We start from the raw sequence: 15953 nt of genomic DNA on the forward strand, positions 1-15953 counted from the left end.
CTCCACATGCACCGTATGCGGGAACTGCTTTGCCTACTGTAGATGACTGTCAATTGCCTAGACCCTTGATTTATAAGGGTCTTTTCATTTTTGTTTTGAGCGGTTTATGGTCAATTTGGGCACTTCAAAAAGCATTCTGCCCCCAATTTGCCACCAATAGAAAAGCCGCCTGGGATCACTCCTGTGGCGGCTCTTTTTCATATTCAATTAATTCAGAAATGTCTTCCAGGTCCAAGGCCACCATAATCTTATTGAGATTTTCCGGCGACCATGCTTTTGATTTATTGTCAGCCATATCTGAGATGGTTGGATATCTTATTCCTGTCATTTTTGATAGCTGATTTGCATTCAATCTCTTTTCATATAATAGCTTGTCCAATTTGAGTTTTAACATATCCTCACCTCAACTATTAATATACGCAATTTTCGTAAATTAATCAACGATTATCGAATAAATCATATACGAAATTCGTTGACACTTGTACGATTATCGTATATAATAAAGATAAGAAAGGAGGTGAACGAAATGGATAAAACGAGAAAAGAAAGGCGTAGAGAGTATCAATTAGAAACAATCAAGACTGTGACGGCCATCATCGTCTTGATCAACTCGATACTCACCCTCATCATCCTGCTGGTCAAGTAGGAAAGCCCGAAACCTTGGCCCCGAAAGGGGCTAAGGCGTAGGGGATGAAATACAAGGGCGCCTTTCTTCTCGATTATATCACACTACTGAGGAGTGATAAAATCATGACATTCAAACAAAAAGCAACATGCGTTATGACCTATGCCGCCCTGGCTATAAGCATTGTGAACATTGTTATATTGCTGGTGAAGTGGTAATGCTGCCAGCTCAGGTCAGACTCGCGGAGCTGTATCACCTGCATAAAGCCAGAGGGCTTACAGACCCTGAAGGCTTGGAATTGTGGCAATGCTTACAGATCAATGCCCGGTACTGCTGGGACACCCTTATGCTGCGGCAGCTGACTAATTTGGCAGTGCGTACAGGGGACGACAATTGGTTTAAGGAGATAGGCCACCGAGAGGAAGCCCTGCGCCTGACCGGAAGGGCACCGACCTTATGAGACTAGAGGAGTTACGGCCGGGGCTGTCGGTGCAGATCACAGAGGGATTCCATAAAGGCAAGACCGGCAAAGTGTTAGCCATCGGAACATTTGAGGGCGGGCCGAAGCAGATCGGGGCGTTAGTGGACATTGCAGAGCCGGTGCTGGTGATCCTGGAGCCGGGAGCCTTGGAAGAGCTGCCAGAGGAGCCGCTGACGCCAGGGTGGGAAGAGTTTGAAGTATAGGCATAACCCCTGCTGGCCGTTATGGCTGACAGGGGCTTTTATAATTGACTGCGTAACGCCTCGCCCAGCTCCGCCGTGTACCTGGTAAGGCGCAGGCTGATTTCCGTCCGCATGGCATCCCGGGTCAGTCCGAATCTTTCCTGGTAACCGCGGTAAAAGATCATATTGTAAGTGACAAAATCCTCTTGAGTATCCTCCACCACCTTGATGTTCCGCCGCTTCAGCTCCTGGCGCAGCTGGTAGGACTCCTGGATGATACACTTTTGGATGTAACGGCCAGCCGTCAAATATGCTCTATTAAGGACATTGCCGGACAGTTCAATCTCCTTGAGACTCTTGGCCACCATAGTGTCCAGATAGGGAAGCAGAATAAGGTCGCGCACCATCTCCCTCTCTTCAGGCGTAATCATTTTGCTGCCGGCATTCGTGCTCATCATAATCGCCTCCTGCCTCCAGTATATGCGAACATTTGTTCTTTATACAACAAGAAAAAAGCCCCTGCATTGGCAGAGGCTAACCGGTGCTTCCGGATTAATTTAAGATTAGCATGAATACCATTCATTTCATGCTATATTTATCATAGTAAAAATACTACATTTTACTACAATAAATGTAGACTAATCTATAAAAAATAGGATGGTGTTATTTCAATGCCTACAGATATTAATGATCAACAAGTTAAAACGGCTATCAAAAACCTCTCTGACAACATTAGAGCCGAATTCATTGAAGACAATTCTTTAGATTTATATGTAGGTAAAGAAACACTTGCAAGTATTGATAACATTAAAAATCAGGCTATATATGGAAGACGGGGAATCGGAAAAACACATCTTCTTTTTGCTTTTAGAGAAAAATTAATTCAGAGTTTTAAAGAGGAAAGGAGATTCCCGGTATACATAGATCTGAGAAAAATACTTCCTTTAATTAGCAATAATGACTCACTTGAGTTTGCTAGTTTAGTTTTCAAGTTCATTGCTCAATCTATCATCGACCAAGTAATGGAGAATATTAATTTTATTTTCGACCTAAATGAGTGGGATGGCGATAATAAAATGAAGTCTTCAAAACTGAAAAAAATAGAAGAAATACTTTCCAAATTCAATTACGAGTTTGACGGTCACGAATATAAGAAAATTAGTGATTTTTCCCTTTCCCAAGAGGAAATGAGAAAGATATCTGGTTCTTTGGCTATAAATAAAACTCCAGAAGCAAATTTATCAAAAGAATATGAACAAAGAGAATCGCAAGATTTCCAAAAAACGCGATTCATTTCTTTTTCTGATATAACAAAAATCTTAGATGAAATACCGTTTGAATTTGGGCTGCGTAGAATAGTAATATTATTGGATGAATGGGCCGAAATCCCTGGGGAATCTCAGCCGTATCTAGCTGAGTTACTTAAAAGGAGCTTTATCGCAGGAAAGTATTCCTTAAAAATTGCCGCCATTCCTATACGTTCACGCCTTGGTTTCAAAACCGATTCTAAATTTATCGGCTTAGAAGAGGGAGGGGACGTTTTTGGATACAGTTTAGATAATCGTTTTGTATTTGAAATTAACAAACAGCAAACTCGCGACTTTTTTAATGAACTCTTATTTCAACACTTATCACATATTGATAAAGATATCTTTGATGATACAGCAGGTAATAAGAGTAACAATGGAATAATAAATCAATTTTTCGCTAATATTGCCTTGAGAGAAATTTTAATAGCATCAGCAGGTATTCCTAGAGACTTTATCAGTTTATTCATTAACTCTTATGATCAATTTATTATTAATACTTCTTCGTCAAACAAACGCATTGGGGTAAAACATGTCCGTGAAGCAACGGTTGACTGGTACAAAACTGATAAAAAAGATCAAGTTGATAATCATTTATACCCTAAGCAATTACTTCAAAAAATCGTTAATGAAATTGTACTCAAAAAAAAGAAAACACATTTTCTAATTCCCGAAAAACATAGTGGAAACGAATACTTAGCTACACTCATAGATCTACGAGTGATACATCTTCGTAAAAATGGGTATTCTCATCAAGATAATAGCGGAGTATCTTATAATGTATACTCATTAGATTATGGTTGTTACACTAGTATCAACATAAATCAATCTGAGTTAGACTCCAGTTTACTTTCAGATATTAATACAATTGATAATTTTAGGGATATCAGAAGGGTTTCACTTGAAGAAAAATTTTTTGATGAGTTCCTTCTACAGGTCGGCGAAGCTTTTAAATGTCCTCATGAAGACTGCGGAGAGCCTGTCGATACCAAAAGCCCAGCATATTTGAAACAAGGCTTATGCAATCATTGTTTTAAGAAAGCAACAATATCAGCTTAAAAAATACCACTGGCCCATTTAAGCCAGTGGTATTTTAATTACTTCCCTTTATTCCCCCGTCCCCTGGACACTAACTCGAATAGACCGGTTGCCGACAGACCGGCCAGTGCCCCGGACCAAAGCCGCAGCACCAGCTCCAAGTCTGTGAACGGATAAGCTACCCAGCCGATCAGCAGGCCTACCGCAAGTCCGGCAGCCGGCAGCGCATTGCGTCGCACATTTACACTACGTTTGATCCCTTCAACCGCTGCCAGCACAAAAACAGCTATCACAGATGCGAAGGCGAGCACATTATTCAGAACATCATTCTGCATCACTTCGCCCCCTCATGAATCGTAATCAGCAGGCCCGCACGGTGAAGGACGGTCAACGTCCGGTAAAAGTCATAGCTGCCGCCTGCAGGAGTGTCGAGCAGCCCCGCCTTAACCGCTGCGTCGATGGCCGGGCGCGCCCACGCTGGCGGTTGAAGCATAGATGCTTTATCCTTCAGGTCTTTAATATCTCCTGCCTGCTGCAGTGCCTGTTCCTTCAATACATCCCTGCTGTGGACCAATGATTCAAGCCCCATCATGATGGCCTTATATTGAATCTCAAGGTCAGAAATGCGCTTTACATCTTCTTTGGACAATTCGTCCGCCTCCCCTTGTAATTTATCGATTCTGGCGTATGCTGCATCCATCTGCACGCCTGTTGGCTTCCGGCCTGCCCGCAGATCAGCAAGCGATAGCCCGAAGGTCATTTGCAGATGTGGGTAGTCTTTGAAGCTCGTCCAGTCCCCGCCTGACTCGAACCCTAGCGCCTTAGCCTCCTGGACTACCTCCGCCCAATCAGCTACAGCGTCCTTGTCTCCGTCCCTTGTCATATCCCAGGAAACGCTAGAGCCATCCGGCAGCAGTAGTGCAAAATCTACGGCTAATCCGTAATTGTGATAGCTATAGCCGCCCCGGGCATTGGTGACGATGCTGCCCGGCTTCGTGCGGCCCTGCGCATATAGCGCGTCCTGCTCCGCGATAGTCCGCAGCCCCTGAGTGATGATGATCGGTACACCCCGGGCATAGCATCGCTCTATGAGTACCACGGTAGCGGCTACCAGGACCGGGTGCAGGCCGGACATACGCGGCATGGACTTAAGCTTTACCTGATCAAGCGTCAGCATCGTGTTTCTTCCCCTTCCGTGGCAAGGACACAAAGATGTCCTGTCCTTTGGAATACATCAGCACTGTTAGCACCAGCAGCCCCGCAGTTGTTCCGACCTGCGCCACGGCCCAGGCGGTGGACTTAAGCGTCGCGTAGACTGCAGCGCCTCCTGAAGCCGAAGTGAAGCGAATCCAGAACGCTACGGCCATCTTCACGGTATACGCTCCGAGAAAGAAGAATGCCGCCAGCATGAACAGGCTGACCACCCGCGCCCGGAATCTCTTGCGGAAGTACAAAAAAAGCGCGGCTATAAGCAGCAGCGCACAAATGAATGAAATACCATATGCAATTAACAGCAAGATATCAGTGCCCCCCATTATTAACACCCCGATCATAAATTAAAAATTCTGCGAAACCATTGTTCTCGATTTCCTGCTGTATTTCTTTGGATACATTCTTGTATCGGGAAATCGAAAATGATACCCTGCGGGATGCCCGCGCCAGCTCGTTCTCTCTCTCTTTATGCTGGGATAATCGTTTGAATAGTCTACTCAACACGTTTACCCACTCCTGTCCTCATCACTGCCAGCATTGTTACTTGCGGCATGATCTATTTTCAATCGCTGTAGTACTTCAAGCGTCGGCGCCATGAAATCGGAACGCTCTTTGTCCAGGATACCCTGCAGCCGGTCCCGGTCTTCTTCTGCTTTATCCAATAACTCACGAGGCACCCACCTTCCGCGCCGGATGTCCCGGATAAAGCCGAAGACTATAAAGACCAGTACCAACGACACGATGTAGGCTAGTCCGTATTTGTCTGCGAGCGGCAGCAGCTTTTCAAGATTTGAAACATTAGTATTATCCATTCCCCCGCTCCCCTCTCCCTAAATTCAAATAGCCCCCGGGGATCCGAGGGCAAAATAAAAACGCCTAATGGCGCTGATGAACATTAGACCAGGGCGATTGGAATTAAAATAGACCACCTAGAACAACGTCAAATACCGGATAACCATTATATTGGAAATTCGCCTCTGAATAAATGTTGTACTGGAAGTGAATTGTTATTCTATCTGGCTCGAAATCGTAACGCGATATATTCATGGTTATGGTTCCGTCATAATCACTTGTGCCTATGGACGTATGTGGACTTTCTCTAGTCAAGATAAAGTTATTATCCCCCGGCCCAATAAAGTCAAGGTATGAAGGAATGGAGTTGTCGGAAACAGCCCCGCCGAATTTCATTAAAAAATTATCACAGGTTATATTGTTCATCAAATCGGGTTTAGAGGCAATGCTGCAACTTCGAAGACGACCCATAAAATTTCTTGTCGTATATAGTTCAATTTTAAATCCCAAAGTATAATCATCTCGGAACTCAAACGATCCATATGCGTCCTGGAATGATTCGGTAATGTAAGTTCCGCCGCTGCCAGAATACGTTCCCGTCACACCAAAAATGTTAACACCGCTCTTAATATTCTGAGAAACAAAATCGGCATCATACAATCCTATTTCAGAAGTAGTACCATAGAAACCAGCACTAGGAATCGTAGCATAAGCAGCGCCAACGCCCGGATTCGCCAGCACCCCAGCCTGTGACATTCCGTCATAATTCTGCATCGTTCCCGTCTGTATTCCTGCGCTATTTGAGCTGAGGAAAGTCTTGCCGACCAGTACTTGTGCAGGGACTGCATTTGTTCCGTTTAAGTCTATACCACCTCCTTTACCCTGTAACTGAAAAGCCGTTCCGTCGTACACTACTGTATACACTCCGTTCAGAGCAAACGAGGCGGCAGTCCCGTCAGGGTTTTTAACCGCCTTCGCGCCCAGTGCGTTAGGGTTGATTGTAGGGTTAGTACCGCTAGCAACGTGTGCTTTGAAAGAAAACCGCAACCCTGCAACTAACGTAGACCCAGCAGATATTTCAGCAAGGTAGGCCGTAGCTGTCCCCGTAGTAGTAGGTAAGCTGCTTAGGTTAGTTGACAATACTTTGTCAGCTGCGGCCATTAACCCGGCTGCGGCTGTCGTTGCAACTGTCGTAGACGCCTTGGCATTCCATGCCGTACGCTCCGCAGTGGTGATATGCTTTACCGTATCTGCTGCATGGTCCTGCGCGGCCTTGACGGCGGTGTCCAGGATATCCATATTTCCGTTCAGATCGTTGATATCTACAATGTCCGTTCCCTCGGGCTTCTTCAGCCCCAAGTTACCCGTTGTTTTCATTGCTCCCACTCCTATCCATATACTCTTAGTTCATTCCAAGTCTTGCTGTTCGCTGCGCTCCAGGTGAGGGACTTCAGAGAGTCCCAGAATGTGAACGTGTACGTAAACTCATAGTCCAGATGTGCTGGCTTAATCTCTTCCAGGATCTGAATCAGGCCCGCCATATTTGGCGGTATGCCCAGCGTGCCGACGAATCGGACAATGAACCGATATTCGCCCGGTACCTCTTCCACCGCCACCTCACCGCCAGTGAAGGCCGAAGCGACCCGTTCAATCATCTGCGGTGTTGTCGTCCCCGCGCCGCGCCGCTTGGCCTTGATGATCTCCCGGCGGCTCTCTGAGGACTTGGAAGGGTCAGTACTTAGCCCCAGCTCCGCCTCCCAGCGGCCCAGGCTCTGCGTCGCTGTCTCCACGTATGCCTGAGCCAAGACCACAGCTGCACCAGAGCGCAGCGCAAGAATCTCCCGGCCCAGCGTATCCTGCAGGCTCTCCATCTCTTTGACGCCCCGGTAATAGTCCGGCAAATACTGCATGAGGTCCAGGCCATCCTCCGGCTGCGGCTCGGTATCTTCTGGTTCGGCAGCGAAGAGCAATGTTCCATAATGGTATTTTCCGTAGGACAAAGCTTACACCCCCTTAAGCTGGTTCCAGGTTAACGCGCCTTGCTTGGCAAGGGCTGTCCAGCTCCCCCAGGCTTCCGCACTCACGCCTTGTCTGAAGGCTAATCCATTTCCGCCTATGGCAATCTGCACCGGCCAGCCCCCGGAGGGTTCGTTTGAAGACCATCCCGCCACATTCAGCACATATACATACATCCCCGAAGCGGAAACCGGGGGGTTGCCCGCAGCAGTCAATGCTTTAAATGCACCTGTCAATTTTTTGGATTGAAGATCACTCGGTTTGTCCGCTACCGCTCGAGTATCTAACATGTTTATAGCATCCGCAGATCCTCCAGCAGCAGGCAGAGCAGCGGGCTTCCCCGCCACCCCCGACCATGGAACGCTGTCGGCCACGGCTGCAAAATCCACCTTACCGTCATTGTTCGTGTCGTAGATGCTTTTGAGCATATCACCTGCAGTCTGTGCAGCCACTAGCAGCACATTACCTGTTGTTGATCCAATATAAAGTTTACTGGTATCCGTGCAATATCCCAGCTCCCCCGCAGCCAGCGTGCCGATGGCGCTTTCCAGCCCGCGACGGATCTGTATTAATGCTTTTCTCGCCATAGCTTCAGCCTCCTAAAATGTTCCGCCGTCTATGGTGCTGACCGTGAGTTGGTTACCATTGGCCGCATCGTAGACGATGCTCGAACCGTCTATATTGACCTCGATGCCTGTCGTATTGACCAGGATGCCCTTGCCCGGCTTTGCTGCTACGCTTGTTGCGCCTACCGTAATTCCGTTGCCAGCTCCAACCGTGAGGGTTACACTATCCGCCTGCCCGCCGCCGGTTAAGCCGTTCCCTGCCGTGATGGTCTGCAGCGCCCCGCCGGTGCGTACCCATGCGGTCCCATTCCAGCTATATATCTTCTGCTCATCATCCACATACGCCGTCCAGCCGACAGCCGGAACATAATAGGCCCAGGCTCCAGAGGTATACTCCGCAATCTGATTCGTTTTCCCCGCCCATGCACCGGTAGCCCCGGCAGGGATAATATAGCGGTCCGCTTCCACCGGGCTTGCAGGCGGGGCCGTAAGATTCTGATCCTTGACCGAAGCCTGTGGTTCGATATTATGTTTGGCCAACTCAATCTCATTTTTGATTTTCTGCGCCGACCATAGATCTGTAATGGCCGCACCGGTATCGTTGATCAGCCGATGCTTGGCAGCATCGTTAATGTGGGTTGCAATCTCCGCTGCTGTCTTCGTATTCGTGCCATCCGATACCTTATTGGGATGTCCTGCGGTGATGTCCGCCTTAAGCACCTTGGCATACGTGGTTCCATCGGCAACGTTATCTATCGAACCGGTGAGATCCGCCAGAGAAAGCACATTGACTCGGACCCATGTAGAGCCACTGTCAAAGTACAAATAGCCCACATTGGTCCCGCTTGTGACGTAATAGAGTCGGCCCACTGAGGCAGCCGCAGGACGCGAAGCTTCCGGACCGGACAGCGCCCGGCCCACCATGGAATTAGAGGTGCCGTCTCCGATGTAAATTTCTTTCGTGTCGGTACAGAAGCCCATCTCCCCGGCCTTTAGCGCCCCGTAAGTGGTGAGCTCTGCCCGCGAACCCCGTTTAATCTGAATAGTTTGTGCCATGTTACACCTCTCTCGTAAATGATCCGCCGTCTATCTGCCCGCTGGCCTTATACCGTTCCACCTCGGACTGTGTGGCCATAATCGCGTGCTGCACGGCATTAATGTCGTCAGCCTCTACGGTATCCCCCGGCGTCTCATAAGTGACAAACACTTCAGGAGCGCTGGAATAAATCTTGATCGACCGGCGCCATGGGGTAGCTCCTGGAACGGACAGCGTCCAGTTGGTCACCTCGTCGCCGGTGAAGCGCGAGCCGGTATACACCCGGATCGTCTGATTATTGATGTTGTCGTGTTGCAGGTCCCCATCATAACTACCGGTAGGCAGGAGAATGTGCTCTTCTACGACATACGGTTTGTCGGTTGGGCTTTTATTCAGCTTATCGGAAAATTGATCTACCGACTCAGGATATGCCATATCACACCTCCAATTCCACGGCGCCGATCACCGGGACCTGTTCATCGTTCAGTGAAAGGTTACCGCTGTCGCCGTTAAGTAGCAGCTCCGTATAGTCCAGCACCCCATCGGTCCCGAGCAGTAGCGCGCCGATAATGGCCTGGCTGACATAAGTCGCTTCAAAGGCTGCGGACTTCCGCCAAGCTGCCAGCCGCTCCCGAAATGTATTGGTGACGCCTTGCAGAGTGTAGCCTGCGGCCAGCGTGACCGTGGCGTGAATATCCAGTATGAAACCAACGGCAGCCGCCACCGTGACCACAGCCCCGATCGGTGCCTGCCCTTCGCCGCGCCCAGGTATCGGGTCAATAAAGTCCTGGACCTGCTGCACCAGGACAGCAGAGGCAGGCAGCTTTTCAGCGTCTACGATCACTACCTTGACCGTCTTCGGGCCATCCCACAACGGGAACACCCGGACACCGCCCACGCCGGGAATCTGCAGCGCCCATTCGATATAGTGGTACTTGTTGCCGCTGGTCGCCGGCCGCCGCACTGCATCCCGATACCGTTGCCGCAGCGCTTCATCCGTCTCTCGGCCGGTGCCTGGCACCAGCAGCTCTGTCAGCTCTGCTCGTGCCAGATTATTGATATAATCAATAGGCATGAGTGTGCCAAACACCCCGTTGGCCGCAGCGCCCGGTGTCTCCGCGACCATCCGGTACTCGCCCAGCGACAGCCGCTCAGCTGCCTTGTACGTAATCGTATCAATGGCGAACCGGCTATTAACGGGAATGTCCATCAGGGCATTGGCACTGTTATAGAACAAGCCCCTGAGCTGCGCCTGGGTCGCAGGCTTGCGGACGACACCGGACCAGGCAATGGCCAGATCCAGATAATCCCCGGAGGAGGTATCCGCAAAGATAAGATTAATATTAATGTCCAGCTCCATATACAGCTGTGCCAGCTCGATGGCAGCCGGAGCCAACGCGTCATAAATAATACTGCCCTCCCGCTTGTCCAGGCTGTCCGGTACGCGCTCCAGCATCCGCTGCAAAATCGTTTCATACGTTTGGCCCTCGTACACTGCTGCTACACCTCCAGTCCATCTGTATAATTACCGTAGTCGCTTTCGACCACAAACTGCACCAGGGCCGTGTCCAGCTCATAGGTGAAACGGAACTGTGTAACGGATATGATCCGATCATCCTGCAGCAGCGCTTCTCTCACCCATCGCTCGATCTCCGTCTCGAAGACGGCCCGCCCCCGTACCCCGCCCACATCAGCCTCATTGCCGTAGTCCGGACTGTAGATCAGATGCTCAAAGCGAATGGTGGATAGAATCTTAAAGACGGCCTGTTTCACTGCCTCCAGCCCGTCCACCGCTACCGTCCCAATCCGTCCGTTATTCATATCCAGCTTATAGGTCAGGCTGGGCTGGGGCGCTTCCTCCATATCTTCATTCAGAACAATTTCATCTGATTGTGGGATCATGACGACACCACCCGGTCCATAATGACGTAACGCTGGCCGCCCTGCATACGGAGCAGCAACAGCTTGTCGCCTGCAGCCAGCCCCTTGCGTAGGATGATTTTATCTTTCAACGCCTCCTGGGTTAATCCTGATCCAGTAATAGCATGGGTATGCTTCAGGTCCAGTTCCAGCTTGGTCAGGGATTCCGGAAGTATGAAAAAATCCTCTGTCAGTTCCAGCCGATTATCGACCATCACCTTGAGAGGATTAATTTGCGTTACAGATCCTAATTGCACAATGACCGGCCCCGCCGCGTCCATCGCGCCTAATGCGGCCTGCTTGATCGCTTCCAGCATAATAGTCACACCAGCCTTAGTTCCAGGTCCATCGTATGTACCCCGTCCGACTTCTTGTGGGTACAGGTCTCGACCAGGAAAAATTTATTGATACTCATTTTTTTGATATAGAGATTGACGTAACAACCAGCACGCAGCCGGTAGTCTCCCAGGGCTTCAATAGACAGTGATCGGGATTCCCGGTTTCGCAGAAATAAGAGTTGTGCCATTTGCTCTGTAATCTGAGCCGGGTTCAGTTTCTCATCCACAGACTCATAGAGCTGCAGCAAACCCCATTTTTTTATAGAGTTGCTGTCCTTGGTGACGTACGTCTCGCGCTTGCCCGTCTCCTTATTATCCTTATACAAAACAATCTGATTATAGGTCTCATCGTCTATGCTGCGTTTATAAGAGTAATCAGTCATAAGGCTGTCGTCACCGATCACAAAGGGGAAGCGCATGCCGGAAATATTTCGGAGGCTCAAGCTGCCAAAGTCGTCGAAGAATACGAAATTGGTGCCGTAATTGATGAGCGTCTGATCCATCGCCATACAGATCATGTCAATAAACGGCTTGCCGTCTCCGATCTGCGAAGGGATCACATAAGCACTGTCCTCCAGCACCCCTGTTTTTAACTGCATATCCGCAGCAATCTTCTGGATGATCTTCGTGGCTGTCAGCTTCGTAAAAACATAGGTTCCGCTGTTCATCAGGTACCGGATTTGGTCATAGGCCAGGATCTCGATCTCCTCTTCACGGCCATCATCTATTTTGAAAATGTACCCATAGAAGACCTTTTGCCCTTCGTCCGTATACCTGACCACATCGCCATTATTAATCTTAAAGCCCTTGTCCTGGTAGATTCCCCGGTCGATGATCGTAAATTCCAAGGAAGCCGGCTTGCCGATCCGATAGGTGTTCCAGGTGATTTCAGATACTATGGCTGAGACGTCCCACACCTTGCCATCCTTATTATCAATCAGAAGTTCCATGTCATCACCTCATCACCCCGGGAGCTTCAGAACGGAGCCGATCTTCAGCGTCTTGAGCTGCGCGTCCGTGAGGCCGTTCAGTTTTTGGATCTCTTTCCACCACCCGCCATCCCCCAGCTCCCGCTTGGCGATCTTCATGAGCGTGTCGCCAGCCTTCACAGTAGCCGTCTTCGGCTTAGCCCGCTCGTCTGCCCGCTTGGCTGGTTCCTTCTTGGCCGTGGTCTTGGTGCCGGTCGCGCTGGCTGTTGGTGTTGTCTTCAGCGTCACCTTCTTGGCAGCGTAAAAGACATACTCCTTCAGCTCCAATTCATACTCAAAGTCACCTGGTCTGCCAGCCATTTCCTTGTAATTAAATATCTCAATACTGGCGGCTATGTTGATCTTGAGACTCAGAGACGTAAAAATAAAGCGAATCGGCTTGCGCTTATTCATCCAGTCTTCAATCAATTGGATGTAATCAGCCGGCTGCCCCCAATTTGCGGAGGAGACATAGCTTGGCACCGTACCACCGGGGGGGATTGCCGGGAAGAAACTCTCGAACTGAATCGTTTTAAGAACGGGGGCCTTGATGACATTGATCTGGCCCAGATCAGTGATGGAATACGTCTCCCCGTCCCCTTCGCCGGAAATCTCAATTTCTTCCGGAAGAACGGGAATCTCAAACCAGACAGCGCGGTTGTTAAAGCTCAGTTCAATGCTGTAGCCTTTTGGCACATTAGGGGCTACAGGCGCATTATGCACTTTAGGCACTTTGAACACCTTAGGCATCAGGAATACACCCCCTTCGCCGTTGAAGCAATCTCCTCATTTAACTTCTTCGTGATCTTGGTGACAATGGAGTCCAAATTGGCTTGATTCGTCACCGGCCCCGTCTTCACCTGCACCGTTGGTGTCAGCGTCACAAAGTTCTGGATATTCTTCATCTCGGCCACATCGCGCATAATCTTCAAATCCTCTTTGGATATGTCGATTGGCTTTTCAACCTTGCCGACTTTATCGACCTTCTTCAGTTTGTCTTTGTCTTTGTCATCTCCACCTACAGGTGACCGAGCAGCATCAGCGCGTTTGTTCCAATCATCGAAGTTGTAAGGCTTCCCTTTATCCTTGTCCTTCGCTTCCTCCTCCTTCGCCTTTTTCTCAGCGGCGGCCCGTTTGTCTTCCCGGTCCTGAAGGAATTTTTGTACTTTCTCTTCGCGAGCTGCTGCCTTGTCATCGATGGCTGCCTCTTTTACTGCGAGTGCCGCATCTCGGGATTGACGGGCTGCTTCTTCCTTGGCGGCTTCGCTGGCGGCGAATTCAACGCGATCTACGAAACCAATACTTACTCCAGGTATTTCTCTAAGTGTTCGGATTAAGTCATTAACTCTATCAACGGCACCATTCGCCAAATCTTCCAATATCTGAAGGGAGGCGATTTTGGCATAGCTGAATGCATCTGCGATACCATAACCGATTCGCATAAAAAATAATGGGACTTTATCAAAGAATCCAAGAATCACATTCCAGGCCCGCATCATCGCGGCGGCGAATTCGTCATTCGTTTTCCACAACCGATAGAAGTAGACTATAAGGCCGATGATTAAAGTAGCAATCAGTACATAAGGATTGGCCTTCATCACGGCATTTACCGCCGCCTGTGCAATGGACACCAGCTTTAGCGCAGCGACCAGGGATAGTACAGTCGCTCCCACCCCTGAAATAATTGGCTCAATCCACGACCAGTTCTCCGAGAAATACGTATAAACCACAGTGATCCAGTCCACCAGCTTCATGACGCCCTGAACAACATAATCCAGGCCCATACTTAAGGCGTCAAAGAACGGTTGAAACTTGCCTGCTTGGAAAGCAGCATTCAGACGGCTGATAAGCGGGGTTAGGGATTTCATTGCGTCTGCCCCAGCATCCGCGAACATAGAACGTACATTGTTGCCAAGGGTCTCCATCTGCTTCGCCGGGCTGGCCATCATTTTATCAAAGGCTGCCTGGCCCATTTTCTGTTTCTCAAGCAACTTATCGAATGCCTTGATAAAGCCGTCCATATCCCCGGCTTTACCGAGTTCATCAATTTTGAAACCACGAATATCTGACTTCGACATGTTAAAACGTTCTGCCAGAGATACAATATCTCCGCTCATGGCCTCTTTTAATGCAAATGCTGCACCCTCAATCCCATTCCCCGCAGAGTCAAATGCATTCATCCGGAGCGCGAAATTATTCAGCTTTTCCAGTTGATCGGTATTCTGTGTGGCTGAAAAGAATGACAGCGTGCTCTGCAGCGACTTATTGACATCCTGCCCCGCAGCTAAGGCATCAGCCTTAAATTTATCAAACATGGCAGTACCGATCTCAGCATTTCCGGTCCGGGCAACAAACATGTCCACCATCTTCTGCTGCTCCATTGCCCCGCCAAGCATCGCCGTGCCGAGAGCTTTGGCCCCCATGACACCGCCAACCCCTGCAAGTATATTGCCTAACCCGAGACCACCACCTCCTCCGCCGCCACGGCCTCCAGATCCACCACCTCCTCCGCCGCCAGGTCCACCACCACTCCCCAGCAACCGATTGACCAGTATACGTAATTTATCCACTGTCCGAATCAAGGTCTGAAGCAGCGTGTCAAGAGTAGCTGGTAACGTCAAATTGAGTGTCGCTGTAATGGTGCCGATTCGCGCTTCAAGCTGCGCCCGCAGAAGTGAAGCCTGATGCAATGCGTGAGCAGTATCCAGATTTACGCTGATCCGAATCGCAGCCGTATGGCTTCCCATGCCATGAATTAAGGCTTGGAGCTGCGACCTTACTGCGGATGCATCCGGCAACTCCAATTTTACCTCAGCGGTAATCGTGCCGATCCGGGTTTGCAATTGCACGCCCAGAAGGGAAGCAGCAGATAGAGCAGCTCCGGCATTAAGGGTGACCATAACTTGAATAGGCGGCACCGCTGCCCGAAGAGCTGAAAGCTGCGCAGTCATATCAGGGACTTCCAACCTCAGCGCAGCCGTAATCGTGCCCAGTCCGCGTTGAATCTCTTCCCGAGCAGCGGAAGCTGATTGCACTGCACCAGCCGTATCCAACACTACCGAGAGTTGCACCGAAGGTAGGGAGGACTGGATAGTCGTTAATTGAGCCGCGAAGTCAGAGGCGGCCAATCGGACCTCCAACACCGCCGCCCCAAATTCCGAGCCGATTTGCTGCCGCACGGTGCGGAGCTGCTGCAGCACCTGCTCCGAGTTAACGGACAATTGAATGGCGTTGCCCGGCCCCAGCGCTGTAAGCAGCTCCTTGATCCGTTGAAGCTCTGCCAGGGCGTTGCCAACTTCAATATGCAAACCTACTGCCATCTGCATCTGTGTTCGGAGCCGCTCCATAATGGCAATGGTTGCATTCATTGCGCTGTTCATGGTGGCTAAACGCTGGGTGAAGTCCTCATACAGCTTAATACTCGCTTCAATCGAAGCCATGGCTTCCCTCCTTTCCACGCATGAAAAAAGCA

At 49.7% G+C, this 15953-nt stretch carries 20 protein-coding genes; 3 read left to right on the top strand and 17 right to left on the bottom strand.

Annotated elements, in window-relative coordinates:
- Window positions 1–175: 175 nt before the first annotated feature.
- The gene (locus NST04_RS33535) at window positions 176–394 is read right to left on the bottom strand and encodes a helix-turn-helix domain-containing protein (protein WP_341188137.1); all 219 of its coding nucleotides are present in this window, start codon (window positions 392–394) and stop codon (window positions 176–178) included.
- A gap of 448 nt (window positions 395–842) precedes the next feature.
- Between NST04_RS33535 and NST04_RS33540 the strand changes: the two genes are divergently transcribed.
- Entirely contained in the window at window positions 843–1085 is a 243-nt protein-coding gene (locus NST04_RS33540; RefSeq protein ID WP_341188138.1) for a DUF7667 family protein, read from the top strand.
- Complete coding sequence (locus tag NST04_RS33545) at window positions 1082–1309, top strand: hypothetical protein (protein ID WP_341188139.1); 228 nt, start codon at window positions 1082–1084, stop codon at window positions 1307–1309. The genes NST04_RS33540 and NST04_RS33545 overlap by 4 nt, the downstream gene beginning before the upstream one ends.
- A 38-nt stretch (window positions 1310–1347) precedes the next feature.
- Here NST04_RS33545 and NST04_RS33550 read toward each other — a convergent pair whose 3' ends face one another.
- A complete protein-coding gene (locus tag NST04_RS33550; RefSeq protein ID WP_341188140.1) occupies window positions 1348–1743 on the bottom strand; it encodes a hypothetical protein in 396 nt (131 codons plus the stop codon).
- Window positions 1744–1959: 216 nt separating this feature from the next.
- Here NST04_RS33550 and NST04_RS33555 point away from each other — a divergent pair, with 216 nt between their 5' ends.
- A complete protein-coding gene (locus tag NST04_RS33555; RefSeq protein WP_341188141.1) occupies window positions 1960–3654 on the top strand; it encodes an ORC-CDC6 family AAA ATPase in 1695 nt (564 codons plus the stop codon).
- 38 nt (window positions 3655–3692) lie between these two features.
- Here the strand turns inward: NST04_RS33555 and NST04_RS33560 are convergent, their stop codons facing one another.
- The 15 genes from NST04_RS33560 to NST04_RS33630 all read right to left on the bottom strand — a co-directional run bounded on the left by NST04_RS33560 (window position 3693) and on the right by NST04_RS33630 (window position 15921).
- Window positions 3693–3968: a holin gene (locus NST04_RS33560; RefSeq protein ID WP_341188142.1), complete on the bottom strand. Its 276-nt coding sequence runs from the start codon at window positions 3966–3968 to the stop codon at window positions 3693–3695.
- Entirely contained in the window at window positions 3968–4810 is an 843-nt protein-coding gene (locus NST04_RS33565) for a M15 family metallopeptidase (RefSeq protein WP_341188143.1), read from the bottom strand. The genes NST04_RS33560 and NST04_RS33565 overlap by 1 nt, the downstream gene beginning before the upstream one ends.
- Entirely contained in the window at window positions 4797–5150 is a 354-nt protein-coding gene (locus NST04_RS33570) for a hypothetical protein (protein ID WP_341188144.1), read from the bottom strand. The genes NST04_RS33565 and NST04_RS33570 overlap by 14 nt, the downstream gene beginning before the upstream one ends.
- Window positions 5151–5351: 201 nt before the next feature.
- Window positions 5352–5657 (bottom strand): hypothetical protein, encoded by a 306-nt coding sequence (locus NST04_RS33575; RefSeq protein ID WP_341188145.1) that lies wholly within the window; start codon window positions 5655–5657, stop codon window positions 5352–5354.
- A 103-nt stretch (window positions 5658–5760) separates the two neighbouring features.
- Window positions 5761–7014, bottom strand: a complete 1254-nt coding sequence (locus NST04_RS33580) for a hypothetical protein (RefSeq protein WP_341188146.1) — start codon at window positions 7012–7014, stop codon at window positions 5761–5763.
- Between the two features lie 11 nt (window positions 7015–7025).
- Window positions 7026–7637 carry a putative phage tail protein gene (locus NST04_RS33585; RefSeq protein ID WP_341188147.1) on the bottom strand — a complete coding sequence of 204 codons (612 nt, stop codon included), beginning with the start codon at window positions 7635–7637 and terminating at the stop codon, window positions 7026–7028.
- 3 nt (window positions 7638–7640) lie between these two features.
- Entirely contained in the window at window positions 7641–8240 is a 600-nt protein-coding gene (locus tag NST04_RS33590; RefSeq protein ID WP_341188148.1) for a hyaluronate lyase N-terminal domain-containing protein, read from the bottom strand.
- A 12-nt stretch (window positions 8241–8252) separates the two neighbouring features.
- Entirely contained in the window at window positions 8253–9275 is a 1023-nt protein-coding gene (locus tag NST04_RS33595; protein WP_341188149.1) for a DUF2793 domain-containing protein, read from the bottom strand.
- Between the two features lies 1 nt (window position 9276).
- A complete protein-coding gene (locus tag NST04_RS33600) occupies window positions 9277–9690 on the bottom strand; it encodes a phosphoglucomutase (RefSeq protein ID WP_341188150.1) in 414 nt (137 codons plus the stop codon).
- 1 nt (window position 9691) lies between these two features.
- The gene (locus tag NST04_RS33605; RefSeq protein WP_341188151.1) at window positions 9692–10750 is read right to left on the bottom strand and encodes a baseplate J/gp47 family protein; all 1059 of its coding nucleotides are present in this window, start codon (window positions 10748–10750) and stop codon (window positions 9692–9694) included.
- A gap of 5 nt (window positions 10751–10755) precedes the next feature.
- On the bottom strand, window positions 10756–11157 hold the full coding sequence (locus tag NST04_RS33610) for a DUF2634 domain-containing protein (RefSeq protein WP_341188152.1): 402 nt from the start codon (window positions 11155–11157) through the stop codon (window positions 10756–10758).
- Entirely contained in the window at window positions 11154–11492 is a 339-nt protein-coding gene (locus tag NST04_RS33615; protein ID WP_341188153.1) for a DUF2577 domain-containing protein, read from the bottom strand. Before NST04_RS33615 ends, NST04_RS33610 begins: the two co-directional genes overlap by 4 nt.
- A gap of 5 nt (window positions 11493–11497) precedes the next feature.
- Complete coding sequence (locus tag NST04_RS33620) at window positions 11498–12463, bottom strand: XkdQ/YqbQ family protein (RefSeq protein WP_341188154.1); 966 nt, start codon at window positions 12461–12463, stop codon at window positions 11498–11500.
- A 12-nt stretch (window positions 12464–12475) separates the two neighbouring features.
- Entirely contained in the window at window positions 12476–13231 is a 756-nt protein-coding gene (locus NST04_RS33625) for a LysM peptidoglycan-binding domain-containing protein (RefSeq protein WP_341188155.1), read from the bottom strand.
- Window positions 13231–15921 carry a hypothetical protein gene (locus NST04_RS33630; RefSeq protein WP_341188156.1) on the bottom strand — a complete coding sequence of 897 codons (2691 nt, stop codon included), beginning with the start codon at window positions 15919–15921 and terminating at the stop codon, window positions 13231–13233. Before NST04_RS33630 ends, NST04_RS33625 begins: the two co-directional genes overlap by 1 nt.
- Between the last annotated feature and the right edge of the window lie 32 nt (window positions 15922–15953).

Source organism: Paenibacillus sp. FSL H7-0756 (genome assembly GCF_038006765.1).
Lineage (GTDB): Bacteria > Bacillota > Bacilli > Paenibacillales > Paenibacillaceae > Paenibacillus_AQ.

What these genes read in the sequence shown, in the direction of transcription:
- NST04_RS33630 (WP_341188156.1), bottom strand. Translation starts at nt 15,921, where the DNA reads ATGGCTTCGATTGAAGCGAGTATTAAGCTGTATGAGGACTTCACCCAG.
- NST04_RS33560 (WP_341188142.1), bottom strand. Translation starts at nt 3,968, where the DNA reads ATGCAGAATGATGTTCTGAATAATGTGCTCGCCTTCGCATCTGTGATA.
- NST04_RS33565 (WP_341188143.1), bottom strand. Translation starts at nt 4,810, where the DNA reads ATGCTGACGCTTGATCAGGTAAAGCTTAAGTCCATGCCGCGTATGTCC.
- NST04_RS33540 (WP_341188138.1), top strand. Translation starts at nt 843, where the DNA reads ATGCTGCCAGCTCAGGTCAGACTCGCGGAGCTGTATCACCTGCATAAA.
- NST04_RS33575 (WP_341188145.1), bottom strand. Translation starts at nt 5,657, where the DNA reads ATGGATAATACTAATGTTTCAAATCTTGAAAAGCTGCTGCCGCTCGCA.
- NST04_RS33550 (WP_341188140.1), bottom strand. Translation starts at nt 1,743, where the DNA reads ATGAGCACGAATGCCGGCAGCAAAATGATTACGCCTGAAGAGAGGGAG.
- NST04_RS33620 (WP_341188154.1), bottom strand. Translation starts at nt 12,463, where the DNA reads ATGGAACTTCTGATTGATAATAAGGATGGCAAGGTGTGGGACGTCTCA.
- NST04_RS33615 (WP_341188153.1), bottom strand. Translation starts at nt 11,492, where the DNA reads ATGCTGGAAGCGATCAAGCAGGCCGCATTAGGCGCGATGGACGCGGCG.
- NST04_RS33555 (WP_341188141.1), top strand. Translation starts at nt 1,960, where the DNA reads ATGCCTACAGATATTAATGATCAACAAGTTAAAACGGCTATCAAAAAC.
- NST04_RS33625 (WP_341188155.1), bottom strand. Translation starts at nt 13,231, where the DNA reads ATGCCTAAGGTGTTCAAAGTGCCTAAAGTGCATAATGCGCCTGTAGCC.
- NST04_RS33590 (WP_341188148.1), bottom strand. Translation starts at nt 8,240, where the DNA reads ATGGCGAGAAAAGCATTAATACAGATCCGTCGCGGGCTGGAAAGCGCC.
- NST04_RS33580 (WP_341188146.1), bottom strand. Translation starts at nt 7,014, where the DNA reads ATGAAAACAACGGGTAACTTGGGGCTGAAGAAGCCCGAGGGAACGGAC.
- NST04_RS33600 (WP_341188150.1), bottom strand. Translation starts at nt 9,690, where the DNA reads ATGGCATATCCTGAGTCGGTAGATCAATTTTCCGATAAGCTGAATAAA.
- NST04_RS33610 (WP_341188152.1), bottom strand. Translation starts at nt 11,157, where the DNA reads ATGATCCCACAATCAGATGAAATTGTTCTGAATGAAGATATGGAGGAA.
- NST04_RS33545 (WP_341188139.1), top strand. Translation starts at nt 1,082, where the DNA reads ATGAGACTAGAGGAGTTACGGCCGGGGCTGTCGGTGCAGATCACAGAG.
- NST04_RS33595 (WP_341188149.1), bottom strand. Translation starts at nt 9,275, where the DNA reads ATGGCACAAACTATTCAGATTAAACGGGGTTCGCGGGCAGAGCTCACC.
- NST04_RS33535 (WP_341188137.1), bottom strand. Translation starts at nt 394, where the DNA reads ATGTTAAAACTCAAATTGGACAAGCTATTATATGAAAAGAGATTGAAT.